19 protein-coding genes are annotated in these 24,809 nt (G+C 69.7%); 12 read left to right on the forward strand and 7 right to left on the reverse strand.

Annotation, left to right across the window (positions count from 1 at the left end; all coding sequences use genetic code 11):
* Nucleotides 1–41 precede the first annotated feature (41 nt).
* The 3 genes from QN245_RS16470 to QN245_RS16480 all read right to left on the reverse strand — a co-directional run bounded on the left by QN245_RS16470 (nucleotide 42) and on the right by QN245_RS16480 (nucleotide 3,113).
* Nucleotides 42–536 (reverse strand): hypothetical protein, encoded by a 495-nt coding sequence (locus QN245_RS16470; RefSeq protein WP_160966125.1) that lies wholly within the window; start codon nucleotides 534–536, stop codon nucleotides 42–44.
* 290 nt (nucleotides 537–826) lie between these two features.
* A complete protein-coding gene (locus QN245_RS16475) occupies nucleotides 827–1,924 on the reverse strand; it encodes an OmpA family protein (RefSeq protein ID WP_160966123.1) in 1,098 nt (365 codons plus the stop codon).
* 277 nt (nucleotides 1,925–2,201) lie between these two features.
* Nucleotides 2,202–3,113 carry a LysR family transcriptional regulator gene (locus QN245_RS16480; protein WP_317843687.1) on the reverse strand — a complete coding sequence of 304 codons (912 nt, stop codon included), beginning with the start codon at nucleotides 3,111–3,113 and terminating at the stop codon, nucleotides 2,202–2,204.
* 99 nt (nucleotides 3,114–3,212) lie between these two features.
* On the opposite strand from QN245_RS16480, the gene QN245_RS16485 reads away from it, so the two are divergent.
* The 5 genes from QN245_RS16485 (at nucleotide 3,213) to QN245_RS16505 (ending at nucleotide 10,542) form a co-directional block, all read left to right on the forward strand.
* Nucleotides 3,213–4,463, forward strand: a complete 1,251-nt coding sequence (locus QN245_RS16485) for an MFS transporter (protein ID WP_167087312.1) — start codon at nucleotides 3,213–3,215, stop codon at nucleotides 4,461–4,463.
* Nucleotides 4,460–5,764, forward strand: coding sequence for an SGNH/GDSL hydrolase family protein (locus QN245_RS16490; RefSeq protein ID WP_317843688.1), 1,305 nt, complete (start codon nucleotides 4,460–4,462; stop codon nucleotides 5,762–5,764). Before QN245_RS16485 ends, QN245_RS16490 begins: the two co-directional genes overlap by 4 nt.
* A gap of 42 nt (nucleotides 5,765–5,806) precedes the next feature.
* A complete protein-coding gene (locus QN245_RS16495) occupies nucleotides 5,807–6,841 on the forward strand; it encodes an aldo/keto reductase (protein WP_184448261.1) in 1,035 nt (344 codons plus the stop codon).
* A 42-nt stretch (nucleotides 6,842–6,883) separates the two neighbouring features.
* The gene (locus QN245_RS16500) at nucleotides 6,884–7,906 is read left to right on the forward strand and encodes a zinc-binding alcohol dehydrogenase family protein (protein ID WP_317843689.1); all 1,023 of its coding nucleotides are present in this window, start codon (nucleotides 6,884–6,886) and stop codon (nucleotides 7,904–7,906) included.
* 587 nt (nucleotides 7,907–8,493) lie between these two features.
* A complete protein-coding gene (locus QN245_RS16505; RefSeq protein ID WP_184644161.1) occupies nucleotides 8,494–10,542 on the forward strand; it encodes an NADPH-dependent 2,4-dienoyl-CoA reductase in 2,049 nt (682 codons plus the stop codon).
* Nucleotides 10,543–10,710: 168 nt separating this feature from the next.
* Here QN245_RS16505 and QN245_RS16510 read toward each other — a convergent pair whose 3' ends face one another.
* Nucleotides 10,711–11,121 carry a Rap1a/Tai family immunity protein gene (locus QN245_RS16510; protein ID WP_184644163.1) on the reverse strand — a complete coding sequence of 137 codons (411 nt, stop codon included), beginning with the start codon at nucleotides 11,119–11,121 and terminating at the stop codon, nucleotides 10,711–10,713.
* A gap of 98 nt (nucleotides 11,122–11,219) precedes the next feature.
* Between QN245_RS16510 and QN245_RS16515 the strand changes: the two genes are divergently transcribed.
* Nucleotides 11,220–12,551, forward strand: a complete 1,332-nt coding sequence (locus QN245_RS16515; RefSeq protein ID WP_317843690.1) for an MFS transporter — start codon at nucleotides 11,220–11,222, stop codon at nucleotides 12,549–12,551.
* A gap of 130 nt (nucleotides 12,552–12,681) precedes the next feature.
* On the opposite strand, the gene QN245_RS16520 is transcribed toward QN245_RS16515, so the two are convergent.
* Nucleotides 12,682–13,803 (reverse strand): ROK family protein, encoded by a 1,122-nt coding sequence (locus QN245_RS16520; protein WP_317843691.1) that lies wholly within the window; start codon nucleotides 13,801–13,803, stop codon nucleotides 12,682–12,684.
* A 111-nt stretch (nucleotides 13,804–13,914) separates the two neighbouring features.
* On the opposite strand from QN245_RS16520, the gene QN245_RS16525 reads away from it, so the two are divergent.
* The 6 genes from QN245_RS16525 (at nucleotide 13,915) to QN245_RS16550 (ending at nucleotide 21,779) form a co-directional block, all read left to right on the forward strand.
* Nucleotides 13,915–16,413: a TonB-dependent receptor gene (locus tag QN245_RS16525; RefSeq protein WP_184644169.1), complete on the forward strand. Its 2,499-nt coding sequence runs from the start codon at nucleotides 13,915–13,917 to the stop codon at nucleotides 16,411–16,413.
* Between the two features lie 23 nt (nucleotides 16,414–16,436).
* Nucleotides 16,437–17,333 carry a glycerophosphodiester phosphodiesterase family protein gene (locus QN245_RS16530; RefSeq protein ID WP_184644171.1) on the forward strand — a complete coding sequence of 299 codons (897 nt, stop codon included), beginning with the start codon at nucleotides 16,437–16,439 and terminating at the stop codon, nucleotides 17,331–17,333.
* A 216-nt stretch (nucleotides 17,334–17,549) separates the two neighbouring features.
* Nucleotides 17,550–18,704: a glycerophosphodiester phosphodiesterase family protein gene (locus QN245_RS16535; protein WP_160967057.1), complete on the forward strand. Its 1,155-nt coding sequence runs from the start codon at nucleotides 17,550–17,552 to the stop codon at nucleotides 18,702–18,704.
* A gap of 90 nt (nucleotides 18,705–18,794) precedes the next feature.
* Nucleotides 18,795–20,285, forward strand: coding sequence for a hypothetical protein (locus QN245_RS16540; RefSeq protein ID WP_425612880.1), 1,491 nt, complete (start codon nucleotides 18,795–18,797; stop codon nucleotides 20,283–20,285).
* Between the two features lie 299 nt (nucleotides 20,286–20,584).
* Nucleotides 20,585–21,046, forward strand: a complete 462-nt coding sequence (locus QN245_RS16545) for a cell wall hydrolase (protein WP_019797714.1) — start codon at nucleotides 20,585–20,587, stop codon at nucleotides 21,044–21,046.
* Nucleotides 21,047–21,170: 124 nt separating this feature from the next.
* Entirely contained in the window at nucleotides 21,171–21,779 is a 609-nt protein-coding gene (locus QN245_RS16550) for a glutathione S-transferase N-terminal domain-containing protein (protein WP_317843693.1), read from the forward strand.
* A gap of 48 nt (nucleotides 21,780–21,827) precedes the next feature.
* Here the strand turns inward: QN245_RS16550 and prpE are convergent, their stop codons facing one another.
* Nucleotides 21,828–23,699, reverse strand: coding sequence for a propionate--CoA ligase (prpE, locus tag QN245_RS16555; RefSeq protein ID WP_160967053.1), 1,872 nt, complete (start codon nucleotides 23,697–23,699; stop codon nucleotides 21,828–21,830).
* A gap of 143 nt (nucleotides 23,700–23,842) precedes the next feature.
* Nucleotides 23,843–24,772 carry an acyltransferase family protein gene (locus QN245_RS16560; protein ID WP_317843694.1) on the reverse strand — a complete coding sequence of 310 codons (930 nt, stop codon included), beginning with the start codon at nucleotides 24,770–24,772 and terminating at the stop codon, nucleotides 23,843–23,845.
* Nucleotides 24,773–24,809 lie beyond the last annotated feature (37 nt).

Consider the following 24,809-nt stretch of genomic DNA (forward strand, 5'->3'; position numbering starts at 1 on the left):
CTGCGCGAACGGGCGCGGCCGCAAGCGGCCGCGCGCCGGACTTACTGCTTGTTGGCGTCGGCCGGCGCCGGCGCCTCGGCGGCGGCGGCCGGTACCGGTGCCGGACGTGCCTTGACCACGCGAACGCCGCGCGCCTTCATCCAGGCGTCGAACTCCTCGGCGGTCATGCGCTTGCCGTTCTGGCTCATGTCGAACCGCCAGGGCGTGTTGTCGAAGGCGGTGGCCGGCTTGTACGCGGCCGGATCGTTCGGCTTCACCGCGCCCGGGGTGGCGTTGGCCAGGCTCTGGCAGCCTTCGGCGCGCAACCGCAGCAGCACGCGGTCCAGCGACTGGTCGCTGCTGTAGGACTGGGTCAGCACGCCGCTGGGCATGCCCAGCTGCACGTTGCGGCTGAACAACTCCGAAGCGACCGGCGCGGCGACCGTGGCCGGCAGCGCCAACGGCTTGGGCAGCAGATCGCCGGAGCAATCCGGTGCGGCGTGGGCCGCAGGAATCAGGGCGAGCGCAAGCAGGCTGGCCGTCACGATACGCAGCATCGGTTTTTTTCCATTCAGGCGAGTCGACGAGCGAGTGTAGGCAGGGCCCGGCGTGCTTTCAACTGTTACCGGCACTACATGCGCTAAATAATTGGGATTGCTGAAAAAATTCAGCTTTGACCGGCGGGCAATGCAGCTCATGCAGGAGCGGCTTCAGCCGCGACAGGCGTTCCTGGGAAGGCCCGTCGCGGCTGAAGCCGCGCCTACGGCAACACCGCATCCATTCGCCGTCCCCACAAAAACAAAGCCCGGCACGAGGCCGGGCTTTGCTTGAGACTGGAAGCGTCCGATTAGTTCTGGACGTTCAGCTCGGTACGACGGTTCTTGGCACGGCCTTCCGGATTGTCCGAACCATCCGGGTTGGTGTTCGGCGCAATCGGACGGCTCTCGCCGTAGCCGATCGGACCGACCAGACGCGAAGCGTCCACGCCGTTCTTGGTCAGGTAGTCGTACACGACGCGGGCGCGACGCTCGGACAGCTTCTGGTTGTAGGCTTCGGTACCCTTCGAGTCGGTGTGACCGGCAACCTCGACACGCAGGTCGGGGTAACGCTTCAGGATCTCGGTCGCTTCACCCAGGATCGCCACGGCGTCCGGACGCAGGTTCGCCTTGTTGAAGTCGAAGTTGACGCCCTTCAGGTCGATCGACACCGGCACCGGGCAGCCGTCCGGACCGATGGTCTGGCCAGGCTGGGAGTTCGGGCACTTGTCGTCGCAGTTGTTGACGCCGTCACCATCGTCGTCCAGGTCGGCGCAGCTCGGCGCAGCGGCCGGCGGCGGCGGCGGGGCGACCGGGGCAGCCGGCGGCGGGCCCAGCGGGATCACGACGCCGACCGAAGCCAGCACGTCGCCGAACCAGTTCTGCGACGGAGCGGCAACGCTCTGGTCGTCGAAGTCAGCGCGGTAGGCCACTTCGGCACGCACGGCAACGCGCTTGTCGAAGGTGGTCTGCAGACCGACGCCGGCCTTGGCGGCAAAGTTGCCGTCCTTGCGCTGGCCCGGGGAGACCGGACCGCCGGTGTCGAACTCTTCTTCCGAGCGCTGGTAGCCCAGGCCGAACAGCAGGTACGGGTTCCAGCCGCGGCCTTCCTGGATGAAGTGGCGACGCAGGTCGAACGAGATGCCGTACTGGCTCCAGTTCAGGTCCTGGTTCTTGTCGAAGTTCGGGTTCTGATAGTTCAGCTCACCGTCCAGCGACCAGTTCGGGTTGATGAACTTGCCCAGGCCCAGGGTGACGAAGGGCGCATCGTTGGTGGTGCGATCCTTGTCCTGGAAGTTGAAACCAGCCGAACCGGTCAGGTACCAGCGGTCGTCGAATTCCTGCGCGGACGCTGCCTGGGCGACGGCCAGACCGCCCAGCAACGCGGCGGTGAGAATTTTCTTGTTCATTAATACAACTCCTTGTTTCGGGGAGATAGAAACCGGTAGAGGCATGGTTCAGTACAGATGTCTCGTCACATCCAGACGGCCGTTTCCGCACGCCATCGCCGCGCACATTATGCGCGGCATAGTGAAGATGGCGTTAACGGGCACGTAACATGTGAAAGTCAACGCCAGCCGCTGCAAGGCCGTGGATACACCCTATACAGGTTGATGAAATCCCGCAATGCGGCGGGGAGATGACCGTTTGCGGTCGTAGACAAGCGCCCACAGGGCGACCCAGTTCTCACCGCGGCCGCGCCCAGGGCGGCGGGTCGGCCAACTCGGCCTGCATGAACTCGACGAAGGCCCGGACCCGCGGCGGCACCAGCCGGCGTTGCGGCATGACCGCGTGGATGCCGGTCTCGGCCAGCGGATAGTCGGCCAGCACCTGGCGCAGCCGCCCCTGCCGCAGGTCCTCGGCCACATGCCATTCCGAATGCAGGGCGATGCCCTGGCCGTTGACCGCGGCGTCGCGCAGCACCTCGCCGAAGTTGGTCTCCAGCGGTCCGGCCACGCGCACGGCGATCTCGCCGTCGGGCCCCTGCAGCCGCCAGGTGTCCTGCCTTCCGTCGCTGCCGGTCAGCAGCAGGCAGGCGTGCGCGGCCAGGTCGGCCGGCGTGGCCGGGGTGCCATGGCGGCGCAGGTAGTCGGGTGAGGCGCAGAGCATGCGCCGATTGCCGGCCAGGCGCCGCGCGACCAGGCTGGAATCGCGCAGGTTGCCGATGCGGATCGCCAGGTCGAAGCCTTCGCTGACCAGGTCCACGACGTTGTCGCTCAGGTGCACGCTCAGCCGCACCTGCGGGTGCAGCGCCATGAACCGCGGCAGCAGCGGCGACACGTAGAGCCGCCCGAACGCGGCCGACATCGTCACCCGCAGGGTGCCGGCGGCGGCGACGCCGGCCTGGCGCAGGCCGCCGGCCAGCGATTCCAGGTCCTCGACCAGCGGCCGCCCCTGCTCGGCCAGTTGCAGGCCTTCCGGGGTCGGGTGCAGGCGCCGCGTGGTCCGGTGCAGCAGGCGCACGCCGAGCGCGCGTTCCAGCCGCTGCAGCCGCTGGCTGGCCACCGCCACCGAGATGTCCAGGCTGCGCGCGGCGGCGCTGATCGAGCCGAGGTCGAGCACGCGCAGGAACAGGGCGATATCGCCGATCCGGTCCATTGTGTGGATTCCATTGAAAGTCGTTCAATATTTTTACTGTTTTTGCTGAGAACCTGCAGGCCTAGGCTGCCGTCCTCCCGCCACTCTCGGAGCCGCCGCATGGCCGCCTCGCTCGCCCCACCTCCCCACCCGCCCGCTGCCGGGCGCACACCGATCGCGCTGTTCGCACTGACCGCCGGCGCCTTCGGCATCGGCACCACCGAGTTCGTGATCATGGGCCTGCTGTTGCAGGTGGCCGCCGACCTGCAGGTCAGCGTTCCCGCCGCGGGGCTGCTGATCTCCGGCTATGCGCTGGGCGTGTTCCTCGGCGCGCCGCTGCTGACAGTGGCCAGCCGGCGCTGGCCGCGCAAGCGCGTGCTGCTGGCGCTGATGCTGGTGTTCACCGCCGGCAACCTGGCCTGCGCGCTGGCGCCGACCTATGCGGCGCTGATGGCGGCGCGGGTGGTGACCTCGCTGGCGCATGGCACCTTCTTCGGCGTCGGCGCGGTGGTCGCCACCACCCTGGTGCCGCCGCAGCGCAAGGCCTCGGCGATCTCGACCATGTTCACCGGCCTCACCGTCGCCACCCTGCTCGGGGTGCCGGCCGGTGCCTGGCTGGGCCTGCAGTACGGATGGCGCGCCACGTTCTGGGCGGTGGCGGCGATCGGCGCCCTGGCCACCGTGGTGATCGCCGCACTGGTGCCGGCCGACCGCGACGCCCCGCCGGCGCCGCCGCTGCGCGAGGAACTGCGCGCGGTCGGTCGCGCCCCAGTGCTGCTGGGTCTGGCGACCACGGTGCTGGGCTATGCCGGCGTGTTCGCGGTGTACACCTACGTGCAGCCGCTGCTGACCCAGGTCACCGGGGTGGCCGACAGTGCGGTGTCGCCGCTGCTGCTGGTGTTCGGCGTGGGCATGATCGTCGGCAATGTGCTCGGCGGACGCCTGGCCGACCGCCGACCGCGGCAGGCGCTGCCGCTGAGCCTGGGTGCGCTGGCCGTGGTGCTGGCGGCGTTGACCTTCGCCTTGCCGTCGGCACCGGCGATGGCGCTGGGCATCGGCCTGCTGGGCGTGGCCGCGTTCGCCACGGTGGCGCCGCTGCAGGTGTGGGTGCTGGGCAAGGCCGGCGAGGCCGGCCGGCATCTGGCCTCGAGCCTGAACATCGGCGCGTTCAACCTGGGCAATGCGCTGGGCGCGTGGCTCGGCGGCCTGGTACTCGGCCACGGCGGCAGCCTGTCGCAACTGCCGTGGGTGGCGGCACTGCTGACCCTGGCCGGACTGGCGGTGGCGCTGGGTGCACTGCGGCTGTCGCCGGCCACCGCCGTGCCCGCGCCCGATACCGGCGCCGGCTGCGCCGCCGGCGGTGCGGCATGAGCCGGGCGATGGCAAGGGCCGCGCTGGCGACGGCCCTGCTGGGCACGCTGGCGCTGCCGGCCGGCGCGGCACCGCGCGACTGGATCGCAACCTGGCAGGCCAGCCCGCAACCGCTATGGGCCGCAGACTTCCCGTTCCCGACACAGACGCCGTTCCACCTGTGGCGGCAGACCGTGCGCCAGGTGGCGCGGGTCAGCCTGGGTGGCAGCGAGGTGCGGGTGGAGCTGAGCAACGCCTATGGCGACACGCCGCTGCACATCGGCGCCGCGTCGCTGGCGCTGGCCGGCGACGGCGCTGCGACCCTGCCCGGCTCGCAGCGGCCGCTGCGCTTCGGCGGCAAGACCGAGGTGATGGTGCCACCGGGCGCGCCGGTGCTCAGCGATCCGGTGGCGCTGAGCGTGCCGGACCTGGCCCGACTCAGCATCAGCCTGTATCTGCCGCAGCCGACCGCGCCGTCCACCTTTCACTGGGAAGGCCTGCAGAGCGCGTGGCTGGCCGAGGGCGAACGCACTGCCGACGCCACGCTGGCCGACGCCACCGCGCTGCCGGTGCGGCTGTTCGTCAGTGGCATCCAGGTGCGCCGCGCCGATGCCGCCGGCGCGGTGGTGGCGCTGGGCGACTCGATCACCGACGGCGCCGCCTCGACGCCGGGGCAGGATCGGCGCTGGCCGGACCAGTTGGCCACGCGGCTGGCGGGACAGCGGGTGGCGGTGCTCAACGCCGGCATCTCCGGCGGCCGCGTGCTGCGCGACCGCATGGGCCGCAACGCGCTGGCGCGGCTGGACCGCGACGTACTGGCGCAGCCCGGCGTGCACACCCTGATCCTGTTGATGGGCATCAACGACATCAGTTGGTATGCCACGCCGTTCGCACCCGACGATGCACCGGTGTCGGCCGAGGACCTGATCGCCGGCTACCGGCAGCTGCTGCAGCGCGCGCAGGCACGCGGCCTGCGGGTGATCGGCGCCACCCTCACCCCGTTCGAGGGCGCGTTGCCGGACGCGCCGATCCCCGGCTACTACAGCGCGCAGAAGGAGGCCGTACGCCAGCAGGTCAATGCCTGGCTGCGCGCCGGCAACGGCTTCGACGCGATCCTGGATTTCGATGCGCTGCTGCGCGACCCCGCGCACCCCACGCGGATGCGCGCGGACGTCGACTCGGGCGATCACCTGCATCCCGGCGACGCCGGCTACGCGGCCATGGCACAGGCTGCCGCGCAATTGCTCGGCGCCAACGCGCCCGCGCGCCCTCCTGCTCCCGCCACTGCGGGCGCGGTCGACACCGACACCGCGGCGCGCTGACGCCGTCTCTCCCATCCCCTTCCCCACTATCAGGAGTTCTCCATGGAATACCGTCATCTCGGTGCGTCCGGCTTCAAGGTCCCCGTGCTCAGCTTCGGCACCGGCACCTTCGCCGGCACCGATCCCTTCTTCGCCACTTGGGGCAATTCGGACGTGGACCAGGCGCGGCGCCTGATCGACATCTGCCTGGAGGCCGGCGTCACCCTGTTCGACAGCGCCGACGTCTATTCCGGCGGCGCCGCCGAATCGGTGCTGGGCGCGGCGATCAAGGGCCGCCGCGACCAGGTGCTGCTGTCGACCAAGGCCGGCTTCCGCTTCGACCGCGCGGTGCCCAACAGCGTCGGCTCCTCGCGCTTCCACCTGGTGCGCGCGGTGGAAGCGGCGCTGACCCGCCTGGGCACCGACTACCTCGACCTGTTCCAGCTGCACGGCTTCGATGCGCGCACGCCTGTGGAGGAGACCCTGTCCACGCTCGACGACCTGGTGCGTGCCGGCAAGATCCGCTACCTGGGCGTGTCCAACTTCTCCGGCTGGCAACTGATGAAGTCGCTGGCGGTGGCCGATCGCCACGGTTGGTCGCGCTATGTCGCGCACCAGGCCTATTACTCGCTGATCGGGCGCGACTACGAAGAGGAGCTGATGCCGCTGGGCCTGGACCAGGGCGTGGGCGCGCTGGTGTGGAGCCCGCTGGGCTGGGGCCGGCTGACCGGCAAGCTGCGCCGCGGCCAGCCGCTGCCGGACAGCAGCCGCCTGCACGACAAGGCGGTCACCGAGGCCGGCCCGCCGGTGCAGGAAGAGCGCCTGTACCGGGTGATCGACGCCCTGGAGGCCATCGCCGCCGAGACCGGCCGCAGCGTGCCGCAGATCGCGCTGAACTGGCTGCTGCAACGACCGACCGTCAGCAGCGTGATCATCGGCGCACGGACCGAGGAGCAGTTGCGGCAGAATCTGGGGGCGGTCGGCTGGACCCTCGATGCCGCCCACGTGCAACAGCTGGATGCGGCCAGCGCAGCGGTACCGGTGTATCCGTACTGGCACCAGCGCGGCTTCGCCGAGCGCAACCCGCGGCCGGTCTGAGCCGCGGCCGTGCCCTCCTTTCCCTCACGTCCAGGAGCCTCCATGAAAGCGGTCGCCACTCTCCAACCCCTGCCGATCGACGATCCGCAGTCGCTGCACGACCTCGACCTGCCGACGCCGCCCGCGCCCGGCGGCCACGACCTGCTGGTGCGGGTGGAGGCGGTGTCGGTCAATCCGGTGGACACCAAGGTCCGCGGCAACGCATCGCGCGACGCCCAGCCCAAGGTGCTGGGCTACGACGCCGCCGGCGTGGTCGAGGCGGTCGGGCCCGAGGTCGAGGGCTTCGAGCCGGGCGACGAGGTCTACTACGCCGGCGACATCACCCGCGCCGGCAGCAACGCCCAGTACCAACTGGTGGACGCGCGCATCGTCGCGCGCAAGCCGGCCACCCTGGACTTCGCCCAGGCCGCGGCGCTGCCACTGACCACCCTCACCGCCTGGGAGCTGCTGTTCCAACGCATGCCGTTCGACTTCGACGACGCGCGCAACCGCGGCCGCCGCCTGCTGGTGATCGGCGGTGCCGGCGGGGTCGGCTCGATCGCGATCCAGCTGGCGCGGCATGCCGGCTTCGAGGTGATCGCCACCGCCTCGCGGCCGCAGACCCGCGACTGGTGCCTGCAACTTGGCGCGCACCACGTGATCGACCATCGCCAGGCGCTGGCGCCGCAGCTGCAGGCGCTGGGCATCGACCAGGTGGACGCGGCGCTGAACCTGGCCGACACCGACCGCTACTGGCAGCCGCTGGGCGAGCTGCTGGCGCCGCAGGGCCACGTCGGGCTGATCGTCGAGCCGAGCGGTCCGCTGCACATCGGCGACCCGTACAAGGCCAAGTGCATCGGCATCCACTGGGAAATGATGTTCGCGCGCGCCCGTTTCCGCACCGAGGACATGATCGAGCAGCACCGCATCCTGGCGCGCACCGCCAGCCTGGTGGACGCGGGCGAACTGCGCACCACCCTGACCGAGACGCTCAACCCGATCAACGCCACCACCCTGCGCGAAGCGCACCGGCGCCTGGAGTCGGGCAGCACCATCGGCAAACTGGCATTGGTCGGCTGGGGCTGAGCGGCCGCGCAGTGATCGGAACATTCGCACGATCGCCCCGCCGACCGTAACTGCTGTTGCTGTTGCTGTTGCTTCCGCTTCTGCTGATGTTGCTTCTGCGTTTGCTGTGCTTTTGATCTACCCGGGCCCCCTCGGCGCGGCAGACGCGGCGGGCGAATACCCGAAGGGCGACGCGCAGGATGCGCGTCGTTTTCCGCCGGCACATGGGTGAGCCGGACAAAGGCGAAGCACTGCTTCGCCCCGGCGAACGGGCAGGCGCCGTGAGGCGCCTGCCCCGGGCTTGGCCGCGTAGCGGACAAGTGCCGTCGGAAAATGCCCGACGTGGCTGCGGACCCGGAGCGCGCTAGCGCGGAGGGCGCGCTGCGGGGTGTGTTTCTTTTGGTTACTTTTCTTTGCACAAGCAAAGAAAAGTGACCCGCGTCAGCGGAAGCTGTTGCCTTTGCTTCAAAGCTTCCTGCTTCAGAATCCCCGCGCCATAGCCAAGGCAACCTCAAAGTCAGCGTAAAGGCACGAAGGCAACGTCCCTCTTGCCGTAGCCCAAGTTTCACGGCACCCTGCGCGCTTCCGTACGCCTGCGTATCCACGCCATGTCGCCCGCCCCCGGCCAGCCCGAATCCGCCTCCGCCGCCTATCCGCACCTGTTCGCCCCGCTGGATCTGGGCTTCACCCAGTTGCGCAACCGCATCCTGATGGGCTCCATGCACACCGGCCTGGAGGACCGCGCCCGCGACTTCCCCAAGCTGGCCGCGTACTTCGCCGAGCGCGCCGCCGGCGGCGTCGGACTGATCGTGACCGGCGGCTTCGCGCCGAACGTGGTCGGCTGGCTGAAACCGTTCGGCGGCAAGCTGTCCTGGCCGTGGGAGGTGCGCCCGCACCGGCAGGTGACCGCCGCGGTGCATGCGCACGGCGCCAAGATCTGCCTGCAGCTGCTGCACGCCGGGCGCTACGCCTATCACCCCTTGTCGGTGGCGCCGTCGAAGCTGAAGGCGCCGATCAACCCGTTCACCCCGCGCGCGCTGTCGGCGCGCGGCGTCGAACGCCAGATCGATGCCTACGCGCATGCCGCCAAGCTCGCCCGCGAGGCCGGCTACGACGGCGTCGAAGTGATGGGATCGGAAGGCTATCTGATCAACGAGTTCATCGCCCCGCGCAGCAACCGCCGCAGCGATGCCTGGGGCGGCGACGCGGCCAAGCGCATGCGCTTTGCGGTGGAGATCGTGCGCCGCATCCGCGCCGCTTGCGGGCCGGACTTCATCATCGTCTACCGGCTGTCGCTGGTGGACCTGGTCGAGGACGGCAGCGACTGGCAGGAGATCGTGATGCAGGCGCAGGCGATCCAGGCCGCCGGCGCGACCATCATCAATTCCGGCATCGGCTGGCATGAGGCACGCGTGCCGACCATCGCCACCTCGGTGCCGCGCGCCGCCTTCGCCGCGGTCACCGCCAAGCTCAAGCCGCACGTGCGGCTGCCGCTGATCGCCACCAACCGCATCAACATGCCCGACGTGGCCGAGCGCATCCTCGCCGGTGGCGGCGCCGACATGGTGTCGCTGGCGCGGCCGCTGCTGGCCGATCCGGAATGGGCCAACAAGGCGCAGCGCGGCCAGGCGCAGGCGATCAACACCTGCATCGCCTGCAACCAGGCCTGCCTGGACCACGTGTTCGAGAACAAGACCGCCAGTTGCCTGGTCAATCCCCGCGCGGCCGCCGAGACCGAACTGAACTACCTGCCGACGCGCGCGCCCAAGCGCATCGCCGTGGTCGGCGCCGGCCCGGCCGGACTGGCCTGCGCGACCGTGGCCGCGCAACGCGGCCACCGCGTCACCCTGTTCGACAGCGCCAGCGAGATCGGCGGTCAGTTCAACGTGGCCAAGCGGATTCCCGGCAAGGAGGAATTCCACGAGACGCTGCGCTACTTCCGCCATCAACTCGAGGCCACCGGCGTGGAGCTGCGCTTGCAGACCACCGCCGATGCTGCGCTGCTGGCCGACTTCGACGAGGTGGTACTCGCCACCGGCATCGTGCCGCGCACGGTGCAGTTCCCCGGTGCCGATCATCCCAACGTAGTCAGTTATCTGGACGTGCTGCAGGGCCGGGTGCAGGCCGCGGACAAGGTGGCGATCATCGGCGCCGGCGGCATCGGCTTCGATGTCGGCGAATTCCTGGTGCACGCCGGGGAGTCGACCGCGCTGGACCCGGCGCGGTGGATGGCCGAGTGGGGCGTGGACCCGCAGTTCGAAGGCCGCGGCGCGCTGTGCAAGCCGCGTCCGGAGCCGCCGGCGCGCAGCGTGTGGCTGCTGCAGCGCAGCCCGGGCCGGCCCGGCGCGCGGCTGGGCAAGACCACCGGCTGGATCCATCGCGCCACGCTCAAGGCCAAGGGCGTGACCATGCTCGGCGGCGTCGAATACCTGGGCGTGGACGACACCGGTTTGCGCATCCGCGTGGACGGCGCCGAGCAACTGTTGCCGGTGGGTACGGTGGTGGTCTGCGCCGGCCAGGAACCGCGGCGCGACCTGCAGGCGGCGTTGCTGGCCGCCGGCCGCAGCGCGCACCTGATCGGCGGCGCCGATGTCGCCGCCGAACTGGACGCCAAGCGCGCCATCGCCCAGGGCAGCCGGCTGGCGGCGCAGTTGTAGGGCATGCGCTGACCCGGCAGGCCGTCGGCGACCATCGCCGACAATGTCGCGCCGATGCACGCGGGCTAGGCCGGGCGCAGTCGGTGATCGTCCTCGCTACCGGCGCGCAAGGCGGACGTCGTCTGCAGCAGGCATGCCTGTCCGCCACCAACTACGGGCCTGCAAGCCTCAACGTGCCGTGCAGGGGAACGCCGCGTGCAACGCATGCCCCACCGGAACCGCCGCGCGCTGCCGCAACTGCGCCGCCGGCAGCGCGGCCAGCGCGGTGAACACGCGATCGACCAGTTCATGCGCCAGCACGCCCTGCGCGCCGGCGCACCACTGCGTGCCTTCGGTGGCATCGGCGACGCCGGCGATGTACAGCCGCGCCATCGCGCTGGCCTGCGCGCGGCGCTGTTCGGCGCTGCCGACGAGCGGCGTCGCCACGGCCTGCGCATCGCCGCGCAGCAATCGCAGCAGATCGCCAGCTGACAGCTGATGCACCGCCTCCGGACGCGCGGCCACGGACGCGGCGGCAGGCGCGCTGCCGGCGGCAAGACACAGGCACAGCAGCCGGGGCAATGACGATGACAGCGACATCGGCGGACTCCTTTGGCAACCAGGACCAGCGCTGTCGATCCTAGCAAGCCGGCGCGGCGGACTTGGTGCTGTCGCATCGTGCGGCTATAAGCCTGGGCATGCCATGCGCCTCCCCCCTGCCTACCCTGCCCCGCCTGCCGCACGCGGCGCTGGCGGCGTATGCCGGCGCGCATTTCGGCAAGAGCCTGCTGTGGTACGCCGGCGAACTGCTGCTGATCTATTCGCTGACCGAACACGCCGGCCTGCGCGCGATCGCGGCCGGGTTGGTGCTGGCGCTGGGCCTGCTGCTCAGCGCCGCGATCGGCCTCGGCGCCGGCTGGGGCCTGCGCCGACGCCTGCGCGACGTGCGCAACGCCGGACGCCTGCAATGGCACGGCCTGGCCGCCGCCGCGCTGGCGCTGCTGCTGGTGTTCGCTACGCCGTTGCTGCCGTCGCCGTGGCGGCTGGGCTACGTGCTGGCGGTGAGCCTGCTGTTCCGGCTGGCCTACGCGGCCTGCGACGTGGCCCAGAACACCTTGCTCAGCCTGGCGCAGTGGCCGTGGCGCGGCCACGACGGCGCCAGCGCGCTGCGCCTGGCCGGCAGCGGCGCCGCGGCGCTGCTGATCAGCAGCGTGGTCGGTGCGGTGCTGGCCCGCGGCGCCGATGGCGGCGGCCTGGCGCTGCAGGCCAGCGCGGTGCTGGCGGCGGTGGCGATGCTGTGCGCCTGGCAGTTGCAGCGGGTGCTGCACCGTCATGCCGCTGCGCATCCTGCACCCTCCGGCACCATCGCCGCAGCCGCGACCGACACGGCGCCCTCGTGGCGCGCGATTCCCTGGCAGCCGCTGGCGCTGATCGCGGCGGTCTCGCTGACCCTGCCCGCGTTCACCAAGCTCGCCCCATACGTGGCCGCCTACGGCCTGCTCTCGCCCGGCTGGGGCAGTGCGGTCCTGATCGCCTATGCGCTCGGCACGGTGCTGGTGCAGCCACTGGCCGCGCGCTGGGGCCGACAGCGCACGCCGGCGCAACGGCTGGCCTGGCTCGGCAGCGGCCTGCTGCTCTGCGCGCCGCTGTTCGCGCTAACCCTGCCGGCGCAGCCGTTGCTCAGCCTGGCCGCCGCGGCCTGCATCGGTGCGATCGGCGGCAGCGGCGGACAACTGGTGTGGGCCTGGCACGCACAACGCACCGCCACCCGCGCCGTCGCCCAGCACGCGCTGAGCTTCGCCGCGCTGACCGCCGCCGCGCAGGTGGCACTGGCCGCCGGGGTGGTGCTGATCGGCCTGCTGCTGGACGCGCTGGACTACCGCGACGGGCACTGCCTGCTGCTGTGCTGGGCGATGGCGGCCGGTCCGCTGTTGTGCGGGGCGCTGTGCCTGCTGCTGGCGCTGCTCACCGGGCGTCGCCGGCCATTGGCTGCCGACGCCGGCATGGCGGCGACCGCCAACGGCGGTTGAGGCGTTGGCACAGGGTCGGCGGCAGCGCCGACGCCGACGCCGCTGCGGCCCCGAAAGGCCACGGATCTGACGCAGGATCGCCCGCCACGCGGCGGCATCGGCCCTGCGGCGCAGCGCGCCCAGTCGTGCGCTAGGCGAAGAAGGCGCGCTGCAACGGCATCAACGCCGCACCCAGGGTCACCGCGTCGCCGACGGTGCGGGCGATGCACAACTGCGGCAGCGGCGGCGCCAGGCCATGCCGGTTGGGCGCGCGCGGGATGCGGATGCGCTCGATCAGGCGCGCGCCGATCGTGGCCGGCAGGCGCCCGCCGATCACGATCGCCTGCGGATCCAGCGCATAGGCCAGGTAGGCGCACAGCTGCGAGAACGGCGCCTCGGCCATCTCCAGCCAGGCATCCACGCCCGGGGTGTGCGCGTCGATCGCGCCGAGCATCTGCTCGACGCCGGCGTAGTCCTGGCCGGCGGCGCGCACCAGGGACAGCAACGCATCCAGGTTCGGATAGGCCATGCCGCCGACGGTCCAGATGCCGCCGAACTCGCCGGCATTGCCGCGGTAGCCGCGGAACAGCCGGCCATCGGCGATGATGCCGCCGCCGAAACCGTTGGTCAGGTGCAGGTACACGAAGTCGCGACACTCGCGGCCGACGCCATACAGGCTCTCGGCCACCGCCGCCGCCGCGCCGTCGTTCTCGACCGTCACCGCACAGCCCAGCGCCTCTTCCAGGATCGGCACCAGGTCCACCTGGGTCCAGTCCTCCAGCGCCGGCGGCCCGGCCATCTGCCGGCCCTGCCCGGTGAAGAACGCCGAGATCGCCATGCCCACGCCGACCACCTGCGCCGGGTCCACCCCGGTCTCGGCCAGCAGCTCGGCACGGAATCGCTGCAGTTGCGCCAGCACCGGCGCACGGCGCATGTCGGCCAGGCCGATGCGGCGCTGACCACGCACGTTGCCGGCGAAATCCACCAGCGCCAGCGCCACCACGTCGCCCATCAGGCCGATGCCGAAGGCGTAGGCGTAGTCCGGCGCCAGCCGCACGTCGACGCTGGGATTGCCGCGGCCCTCGGCGGCACGGGCGCTGAGCTGGACCATGCGGTCCTGCACGAAACCCTGCAGCAGGCGCGCCACGGTGGGCTGCGACAGATCCAGGTCGCGGCTCAGCGCCGCCTGGGTCTGTACCCCGGTCTTGAACACACGGTCGAGCAACTGGCGGCCGCCGGCACTGACGCGCGGCGGGAAATCGAGATGCGGCATAGGCGGACAGAAGCGTGATGGATGCACAACCGCAACAACCTAGCATGTGGACACAGAAGTTTCATACATGGTAAATAGTATTACCCCCACATTCTTTTACTGGGGGTCTTCATGCGTACCGTTCATCCGCACCCGAGCCTGCTGGCGCTCGCGCTCGCGTCCATCCTCGGCAGCGCCACTGCCGTCCATGCCGAGGACGCGCCGGCACCGCCGGCCGATGCCACCACCACCCTGGACCAGATCGTGGTCACCGGCACGCCGCAGGGCCAGTCGCAGAAGGACGCACCGTTCGCGATCAGCGTGGTGTCCAAGGAACGCCTGGAGCGCAGCACCCCGAGCAGCAGCGTGGACATGCTGCGGGCGGTCCCTGGCTTCTCCGCCGAACCCTCCGGCGGCCAGGGCGGTGGCCAGAACATCTACGTGCGCGGCCTGCCCGCAGGCGGCTGGTACTACGTGCAGTACCAGGAAGACGGCCTGACCCTGTTCGACGAGCCGCAGGAAAGCTTCTTCAACGTCGACACCCTGTTCGCGCTGGACATGATGACCGAGCGCCTGGAAGTGGTGCGCGGCGGCACCTCGCCGCTGTTCGCGACCAACGCGCCGGGCGGCACGGTCAATGCCATCACCCGCCACGGCACCGCCACGCCCGAGGGCGCGGTGCGCATGACCGTCGGCAGCGACGGCCTGCGCCGCGAGGACGCCTACAGCGCCGGCCCGCTCAGCGAGAACGTGCTGTACAGCATCGGCGGTTATCACCGCAGCGACGACGGCCTGCGCCGTACCGGCTACACCGCCGACCAGGGCGGCCAGCTGCGCGGCAACCTGACCTTCCTGATGGGCGATGCGATCCTCGACGTCGACGCCAAGTACCTCAACGACCGCACCGCCTTCTACAACCCGATCCCGCTCGCCGACCCGCGCAACCCGTCGCAGTCGCTGTCGGCGCTGATCGACCCGCTGGACGGCACGCTGCTATCCAACGACCTGCGCCACACCACCGCGCTCACCTTCGACGGCAATGGTCCGCTGGCGCGCAACCTGGACCTGGCCGACGGCATCCACAACAAGGTCAAACAACTCGGCACGCACCTGGAATGGGACCTGGGCGATGGCCTGACCCTCAACAACCGCATGCGCTTCGTCGATGCGGAAGTGGACTACACCGCGCTGTTCTCCGGCGCCGCGCCCTACGATGCCGGCGCCTACCTCAACACGCAGCTCGGCCGCGCGCGCAGCGGCTTCGGCGCGCGCGTGGCGCGGGTCGGCTACGTCACCACCCGCGACGGCGCCGCCTACGATCCGGCCACGGCCGACGGCCTGGTGCTGGAGAGCGGCCTGTGGAATGCGCGCACCCATCTGCGCACGCTGTCCGACGACCTGCGCCTGAGCAAGGCGTTCGACGACACCGCGCTGGGCAAGCACACGCTCACCGCCGGCCTCAACGTGCAGCACGTCGAATTCCGCCAGGACCGGCTGCAGAACACCGTGCTCACCACGCTGCAGAACAACGCGCAGCGCCTGGACGTGCTGGCCTACGACGCCGCCGGCAACGTGGTCGGTTCGGTCACCCAGAACGGTTTCGTGCGCTACGGCAACGGCGTCACCAGCGGCTTCGCCAACGCCACCTACCTGTCGCCGTACCTGTGGGATTCGGTGCGCTTCGGCCGCCTCGGCCTGGATGCCGGCGTGCGCTACACCCGCTACAACGCCAACGGCGGCGTGTACGCCAACACCACGCGCAATCTCGGCGATCCGAGCACGCTGGCCGACGACAACGTCGGCGGCCTCAGCGGTGCGTTCAGTCCGCGCACCGATCACCGCCATGCCACGCAGTGGACGCTGGGTGCCGAGTTCGCGCTGACCCCGCAACTGCAGACCTTCGCCCGCTACACCCAGTCGCAGCGCCTGCCGCGGCTGCAGAACGTCTACCAGACCCAGAACGCGGACGTCACCGACATCGACCAGGCCGAAGCCGGCCTGCGCGGCAGCTTCGGCGACACCTTCTCGTTCTCCACGGTCGGTTTCTGGAGCCGCTTCAACGACCTATCGATCAGCGCCATCGTGCTCGACAACACCGGCGCTGTGCAGAATCTGGCACTGGTCGGCAAGACCCGCACCCTGGGCCTGGAGTCGGAGTTCACCTGGCGGCCGTCGCCGCTGTTCGGCATCACCGGCTCGGCCACGCTGCAGGATCCGCAGACGCGCGGCCTGAGCAATGCGACCACCGGCCTCAGCTACGGCGACCTGGACGGCAAGCAGATCTCGCGCATTCCCAAGTTCATGGCGTCGATCAGCCCGACCCTGTACTTCGACATCGACGGCCGGCCGGTGGAACTGTCGGCCACCGCCTATCGCATGGGCCAGCGCTACGTCGATTACACCAACGCCACCGCCCTGCCCGCCTACACCACCTACGACCTGGGCCTGTTCGCGCGGCTGAGCGAGCACCTGGAACTGCAGCTGCACGCGGCCAATGTCAGCAACGCGCTTGGCCTGACCGAAGGCAATGCGCGGGTGGACACCTTGTCCGGGCAAGGCACCGCCGACGCGATCTACGCGCGGCCGATCTTCGGCCGCAACTACAACGCATCGCTGACCTGGAGGTGGTGAGCATGCACTGCCGGAGACTGTTGATGAGCGCAGTGCTGTCGCTGCCGATCCTGGCCCTGGCGGCCACGCCGAGCCTGCCCGACCGCCTGCGCGACCCGCACGGGCCGCCGCTGGTGGTCTCGCACCGCGCCTGCTGGAAGTTCGCGTCCGAGAACACCCTGGACGGCATTGCTGCCTGCATCGCACGCGGCGTGGACATGGTCGAGATCGACGTGCGCACCACCCGCGACGGTGGGCTGGTGCTGATGCACGACGAGACCGTGGACCGCACCACCGACGGCCACGGCGCGGTGGCCGATCTGACGGCGGCGCAGATCGCCGCCTTGCGCGTGCGCAGCCAGGGCGGCGGGCGCGACAGCACGCTCACCGCGCGGCATCCGCCGACACTGGCGCAGGCGCTGGCCGTGGCGCGCGGCAAGGTGCTGGTGAACCTGGACATCAAGGCCGCGGCGCTGGACCAGGTGATCGACGCGGTGGAGGCCGCCGGCGCGCAACGCGACGTACTGCTCAACGTGCCACTGGACGTACCGGCGGCGGTGCTGCAGCGCGCGCGCAAGGCCGATATCGCGGTGCAGGCGCTGTACCTGCAGCGCGACTCGGCGCTGTCGCCCGAGCAGGCCTTGCGCCGCGCCGCGCGCCTGCGGCCGGCGGTGGTGCAGTTGATGTTCGACGACCCGGCGGTGCTGGACATCGCGCAACGCGAACTGGCGCCGCACGCGCGGCTGTTCGTCAACACCATGACCAACGACATCGCCAGCGGCAGGCCGATGCGGCTGTCGGCCAACTACACCGACCAGCGCGCGCTGCGCGATCCGGCCGCGGTCTGGGGCGGGCTGCGCAAGCACGGCGTGAGCATGATCCAAACCGACGAACCGTTGGCATTGCAACGCTACCTGCACGGCACGGACACGCCCCGGTAGCCGGTCTCGTTCCCAATCCTGGCGACGCGGCGCGATCGCCACGCGCCGCGTCGCCAGGAGTCCAGTTTCAGACGGGCGGCATGCACTGCCAGGACGATGCCCGTCGCTTCGAGCACTGCACCACTGACGACCGCGCTCACTGGCATGGCGGCGGCGGCGGCGCGTTGCGTTGCGTTCCTTCACTTCATTCCATCAACCCCGAACGGAAGAGAGCACATGAAACTGCCCAAGAAACCCGCCAAGGCCCTCGCCCTGGCGCTGGCCTGCGTCTCGCTGAGCGCGCTGTCCGGCATGGCGTCGGCCGCCAGCAACTGGAACCCGGAACACATCCTCAACGTGATGAAGAATCCCTACCAGGGCAATCACGCCGACGTCGTGGTGATCTCGCATCGCGGGCTGGTCGGCAACGGCTGCGCCGAGAACTCCACCTGCTCGATCCTCGATACCTACAACGAGAACATCGAAGCGATCGAACTGGACGTCAAGCAGGCGTCCGATGGCGTCCTGTGGCTGTTCCACGACCAGAACGCCGGCCGCGTCATCGACCACAACCCCGGCTTCAACATCTTCCAGCCCGCCGCCAATCCGTCGGGCTGGAATCCGGACATCAGCACCCTGAGCAGCCATGATCTGATCAACATGTACCTGCGCGACAAGAACTTCGCCAAGACCAACGACCATCCGGCCTCGCTGGGCATCGCACTGGATGCGGTGAGCCACTATGCCAACCACATGGTGGTGGTGCTGGATCTGAAGTCGCTAGACGCGGTGTCGCGCGCGGCCGACCAGGTCAATGCGTTCAAGATGCAGAACCAGGTGGTGCTGAAGTTCAGCGCCTCGCTGCTGCCGAAGACACCCAGCGACATCACCCGCTTCACCAAGGGCGTGCCGTTCGCACCGACCGTCTATGCGGGCGACATGGACAGGATCGCCGACAACTACGTCGGCCTGTGCGGCTTCACCGCGCCCAATACGCCGCAGTGCCGGGTCAGCGCGTGGATCACCGAAGTGCGCAAGCAAAGCGGCTTCGCCTGGCTGGAAATCGGCAACAAGCAGCCCCGCCGCGGCGACCCGACTGCCGAGCTGCTGGCCGCGAACCAGGCGCAGAAGCAGGCGATCGGCGCCTTCTCGCCGGTGCCCGAATACCGCCTCAGCAGCCATGACGGCCAGCACTTCGTGCGCAGCAACGGCACCTGCTGCGCATCGCTGGACGACTACCTGACGAAAACCAAGTACTTCGGCAACGAGACCGCCGACGATCGTCCGAACTTCCGCGCGCAGGTCACCGCCGGCTTCACCAGCATCATCACCGACGATCCGCTCGGCGTGATCCGCGCCAACGTCCCGCGCAACACCGCGCGCTACAACTGACCACTGGATGGTCGCGCCGGGGAGTGCGCTCCCCGGTCCTGCACGGCGCCCTTGCGCCGTGCAGTCCGTCGTCCGCCTTCAGGAGCTCCCATGCGTTCCGCCCCACGTCCCCGCCATCTGCTTCTCGCGCTCCTGGTCGCCGGCGCGTGCGTGCCGCTGCTGCAACGCGCGGCCACCGCTCACGGCGCGCAAACCGCAGCGCCCGCCTCTCTCGCAACGCACGCGCCTGCCGACCCGGCGAGCGCACAGACCCCGCTGCACACCGACGTCCCGTCGGTGAACCGCAATGCCATGCCCGGACCGCCCGCAAGCGCGGTGCTGGCCGCGGCGCAGGCGCTGCCCGCCGACTTCCAGGCCGATGTGCTGCTGCGCCTCGCCGCCTCCCCCGATCTGCAAGCCGATGGCGACCGTGCCACTGCCGCGCAACGGCTGACGCAACAGGCCGTGGCATTGGCCGAGCGCGCGCAACGGCGCATGCCCGGCCTGGCCCGTGTCGGCTACGTCAGCGAAGAGAACCCCGACGAACTGCGCGCATTGCGCACCGCAGGCCTGGACCGGCTGACACTGCAGACGCGTGCCGCGCAGCGTGCCACGCCGGCACAGGCGCAGGCGCTGTTCGCGGCACTGCCGACACCGCAACCCGGCAGTTGCGATGCGGCCTACCTCGACGATCCAAGTCCGCTCTATGCGTTGACTACTGCACTGCAGCCGACACAACCGACGGCGCGCGCAACCGCGGTGAGCGCACGTGTGGACGCGGCGCAACACGAAACCGACACCGCGCCGGCGCTGAAGATGGCACTCGCCGCTGCGCCGCTGGACAGCGCAGGACAGGCACAGCTCGCCGACAGCCTGACGCGCATGCTCGCGCGCATCCGCGGCGACGATGCCGGCTTCACCGCCACCGAACTGAGCGTCGCCGGCGACATGCCGCTGGTGCTGCAACAGCTCTCCGACACCGCGCTGCGCGAGCGGCTGCACAGTGCCTACCGCGGCTACGTTGCCGCGCACCTGGCGCAGACGCGGTGTCCGTCCAGCGTGCTCGGCAACCACTGGCTGCTGGAGCAGCGCTTCGTCGCCGAGCTGCCCAGCGAACGCATCCTGCCCGCGCAACCGGTCACGGCCCAGCCGGTCGACGAAGACGCGATCTCGCTGATCCGCCAGGCCGGCTACAACATCCGCACGCAGTTGCTGGATCCTGACGCTGGCGCCGACGCCCTTGCTACGGAAAAAGCCTCGCTGGAGTTCCTCGACCAACTCGACCACGGCGTGCTGCAACAGACCGCGGCCAGCGACGACAGCGGCCGCGTGCAGCGCGCGCGCCTGCGCGAACTGCTGCGCTATCTCGAGTATGCGCCGGCCGGCACCGCGCGCGACCGCGGCATGAACCTGCTCGCCACGCTGTTGAGCGGACCGTACTACGCGCGCGATCACGACACCTGGTTCGGCGATCTGCACGTGCTCGCCGAGCAAGCGCAACGTTGGCCCGATCGCGAACAGCGCCTCGCGCAACTGAGCGGACATGCCGATCCGGTGGTCAAGGTGTACGCGATGCTGATGCAGCGCAAGCAGTTTCCCTGAGCCTGATGCGCCGCATCGCGGCGCTGCACCATGCCGTCGCGCGGCCAGGCACGACGGCGTTGCCACAGTGCGAGATGTGAACCCTGTCAAGACTCGGGGTTCAGTTGCGATTCGGGAAGCGGCGCCTATTGTGCGCCCCTCTTCCGACCCGCCCATCTTGGCGGGTCCCGCCGGACTTCAGATTGCCGGCACCCGGGCGGCCCGTGACAGGCCGCCTCCCCATGACGCCAAGCCGCATCGCTTGCCGCGCCACTCCGGCGCGTCACCTCGACGACGGCCCATACGGAGCAAGGAGTACGATGAAACTGGCCTGGATCCTCTGGCTATCGCAATTGTTGCCGCAACCCGCTGCCGATTCGCTTTGCCTCAGCACCACCGTGTACTTGGAAGCGCGCGACCAGACGCTGCGCGGGCAGCAAGCCGTCGCCGAAGTCGCATTGCGGCGTCTGGACAGCGGTCTGTGGGGCGATTCGATGTGCCAGGTGGTCACCGCGCGCAAGCAGTTCGCGCCGGGCCTGGTGAAGCCGGGCACCGAACTGAAGAACGACGACGCCTGGGCCGACGCGGTCAAGGTCGCCTTCGCCGCCGAGCGCAACTGGGCGCTGCCGCAGGGCCAGCGCAAGGAGATCGTGCCCGGCGCCAGCCACTTCGCCGCGCATGCCATCGCCAGCCCGAGCTGGCGCAACGCCTATCAGGTCGCGACCATCGGCGACCACACGTTCTATCGCGTGCAGAAGCTGCGCCCGCGCAACGCCTCCTGATCCTTCGCCACGCAGGCACATCCGACGCAGGCTCCCGCACGCCACGCACGGCGTGCCAGTGATCGCCAAGCGCCCCGCGCAGCGGGTACGCTCTGGCGTCCTGAATGATGCGGAGCCGCCTGCCATGAAACTCTATTCCAAGCCCGGCGCCTGTTCGCTGGCCGATCACATCGCGCTGCGCTGGGCCGGATTGCCGTTCGAACTGAAGCTGCTCGATGCCGCCGCGATGAAGGCGCCGGCGTATCTGGCGATCAATCCGGCCGGCGCGGTGCCGGCGCTGCAGGTGGACGACTGGGTGCTCACCCAGAATTCGGCGATCCTCAACTACATCGCCGATCTCGCGCCCGACGCGCACCTGGTCGGCGACGGCAGCCCGCGCAGCCGCGCCGAAGTGCAGCGCTGGCTGGCCTTCCTCAATGCCGATCTGCATCCGGCGTTTCATCCGCTGTTCGGCAGCACCCGCTATCTCGACGACGCCGCGGTCATCGCGCGCACCCAGGAACACGCACGCGAGCGTGTGCGCACGCTGTATGCGCGCGTGGAGGCCGCACTGGAACAGCAGACCTGGCTGGGCGGCGCACGCCGCTCCATCGCCGACGCCTACCTGTTCGTCACCCTGCGCTGGGCGCGCGCGCAGCAGATCGCGCTCGGCGCCAACCTGCAACTGCATTTCGAACGCATGTCCGCCGATCCGCAGGTGCAGGCCGCGCTGCAGGCCGAAGGCCTGAGCTAAGCGTTGCCGCGAACGCCGGCGCATCTGCGCCGGCGTCGTCATGCGGCGTCAACCGCGCAAGGCGCGGCGAATCTCCTCCAGCGCACCGGGATCGTCCAGCGTCGACAGATCGCCCGGATCGCGCTGCTCGGCCAGTGCCTGCAGCGAACGCCGCAACAGCTTGCCCGACCGCGTCTTCGGCAGTGCCTGCACCAGATACACCTGCGCCGGCCGCGCCACCGCACCGAGCCGCTGTACCACGCACTGACGCAGTTCCTCGACCACCGCCGCAGCATCCGGCGCGACCTGCTTCAGCGTCGCGAACACCACCGGCACCTGCCCTTTCAATTCGTCGTGCATGCCGATCACCGCGACTTCGGCCACGTCGGCGTGGCCGGCGATGGCTTCCTCGATCTCGCGCGTGCCCAGGCGATGCCCGGCGACGTTGATCACGTCGTCGGTGCGGCCGAGGATGAAGGTGTAGCCGTCCTCGTCGCGGATCGCCCAGTCCAGCGAGCTGTACAGCAGCGTGTCGAAGTGGCTGAAGTAGCTGCGCAGGAAGCGCGCATCGTCGTTCCACACCGTGGTCATGCAGCCCGGCGGCAACGGCGGTTCGATCACCAGCACGCCCTTGCGCCCGGCCGGCACCTCCACGCCATGCTCGTCGACGATGCGCGTGCGGTAACCGAGATTGGGAAAGCCCGGCGAACCCGGTTTCACCGAGCGCAGTTCCACACCTGGCAACAGGGTCAGCACCGGCCAGCCGGTCTCGGTCTGCCAGTAGTTGTCGATCACCGGCTTGCCCAGCGCTTCGCCGATCCACAGTGCGGTCGGCTCGTCCAGCGGCTCGCCGGCCAGGAACAGATAGCGCAGCGCGCTCAGGTCGCGCTCGCGCAGGTAGCGCGCCGGGTGCTTCTTGAGCACACGGATCGCGGTCGGCGAAGAGAACATGGTGCGCACGCGGTACTTCTCGCACAGCGCCCACCACACACCCGGATCCGGTTGCACCGGCAGGCCTTCGTACAGCAGCGAGGTCGCGCCGACGATCAGCGGGCCGTACACGTTGTACGAGTGCCCCACCGCCCAGCCCACATCGGAGGTGGAGAACATGGTCTGTCCGGGTCCACAGTCGAACACCGTGCGCATCGACAGTGCCAGCGCCACCGCATGACCGCCGACGTCGCGCTGCACGCCCTTGGGTTTGCCGGTGGTGCCGGAGGTGTACAGCAGATAGCTGGGCTCGTTGGATTCCAGCCACACCACGGGTACCTGCGTATCGCCGACCTCGGCGCGCAGCGCGGCATAGTCGACGTCGCGCCCGGGTACGCGCGGCTGCGCCGGATCCAGCCCACGCGAGACGATCAGCACCGTCGGTGGCGGCGCACTGGCTTCGGCGCAGGCGGCATCGACCAGCGGCTTGTAGGGGATGCGCTTGCCGCCGCGGCTGCCGGCATCGGCGGCGATCAACAGCTTGGGCCTCGCATCGTCGATGCGCAGCGCCAGGTTGTGCGCGGCGAAGCCGCCGAACACCACCGAGTGCACCGCGCCAATGCGCGCGCAGGCCAGCATCGCGTACACCGCCTCGGCCATGTTCGGCATGTAGATGACCACGCGGTCGCCGCGCTGCACGTCCAGCCGCTGCAGCACCGCGGCGAAGGCGTTGACCTCGCGGTGCAGCTGCGCGTAGGTGATCTCCTGGGTCTGCCCGGTTTCGCTGGACACCGCGACCAGCGCCAACTGCGCGGCGCGCGCGGGCAGGTGCCGGTCCACCGCGTTGTGGCACAGGTTGGTCAGCCCGCCGACGAACCAGCGCCGGAACGGCGGCGTGTCGTACTCCAGGATCGCCTGCGGCGGCCGCTCCCAGTGGATCGCCTGGGCCTGCTCGGCCCAGAATTCCTCGGGTTGCTCGATCGAACGTCGGTACAGCGTCGCGTAGTCCATGCCGCCCCTCCCAAGGCCGGTGCACCGGCTCCGAGCATAGTCCTTTGGCGGGGAGGGCGTCGTTCCGACCTTGGTCGAAGGAACTGACAAGAGCGCCTAGGTCAGCCGTAGCACCAGCACTCTCCTGAACGGGGTAACGGACCCTACGACGCGTCTGTGCCGTCTTCTGCACCCTGTGCCGCCGACCGCCCGGGCCGCCGATCGGGCTTGAGGCGCAACGCCTTCTTTTCCACCAGATGCCAGGACGCGGCCGCCAGCGCGAACGTCGCAGCAAGGGTGATGGATAGGAGGTGGAGATAAGGCGTCCGTCTTCCCAGAAGCGCGACGCCGATTTGCTGCACCGGCCACGCATAGATGTAGAGGCCGTACGAAAGATCGCCGAATCGCGAGACATCGCGCATGCCTGCCCACGCGCGCAAGCCAATCGCCATCGTCAGCGGCGGGACGATGAAGGCAAGGCCCAGGGTCGTTTGGTCGAGGCGTATCAAAACGCAGCCTACCAGCAGGAACACCAGGCCCGGCAGCGCTTGGCGAAGCAGCGGATACGCTCGCAGCAGACTTCCTGCCGCGAAGAACAGCCCGAAGTCCGCCAGGAAGCTTTCCCCACCCTGTGCACCCGACAGCACGAAATAGCACAGGATCCCCATCGCCAACACCAGCGATGGGCGCCGGGTGGCCACACCTGCCAAGAGAAGCAGTGCGTAACAGCAGACCTCGTACTTGATCGTCCACAGAGATCCGTTCGTCCGGTGCCTGGGATTGTCGGGGAATCCCGTCAGCCCAAGCGCAGCGATCACGGCCACCGTGAGCGGAATCGACACGCACAGGGCAGGCAGCATCCGCAACGTACGGCGCGTACAGAACCGGAAAACGTGAGGATCCTTCAGCCAACTGGAGGTCACCAGATAGCCGCTGATCGAGAAGAAAATGAGCACACCCAAGTTGCCGAACGAATGGTCCCCGACGACCATCGGCTCCGCGCGCCCCGAAAGCGCAAACTGATGGCTGACCAGAACGAGCAGCGCGCCGATCAAGCGCAGCGCATCGAAATTGTTGCGCACTGCTTTGCTCACGCCCGTTCCTCTACGCATGCCGTTCATGGATCAACTG

This window comes from Xanthomonas rydalmerensis, assembly GCF_033170385.1.
GTDB classification, from domain to species: Bacteria; Pseudomonadota; Gammaproteobacteria; order Xanthomonadales; family Xanthomonadaceae; genus Xanthomonas_A; species Xanthomonas_A rydalmerensis.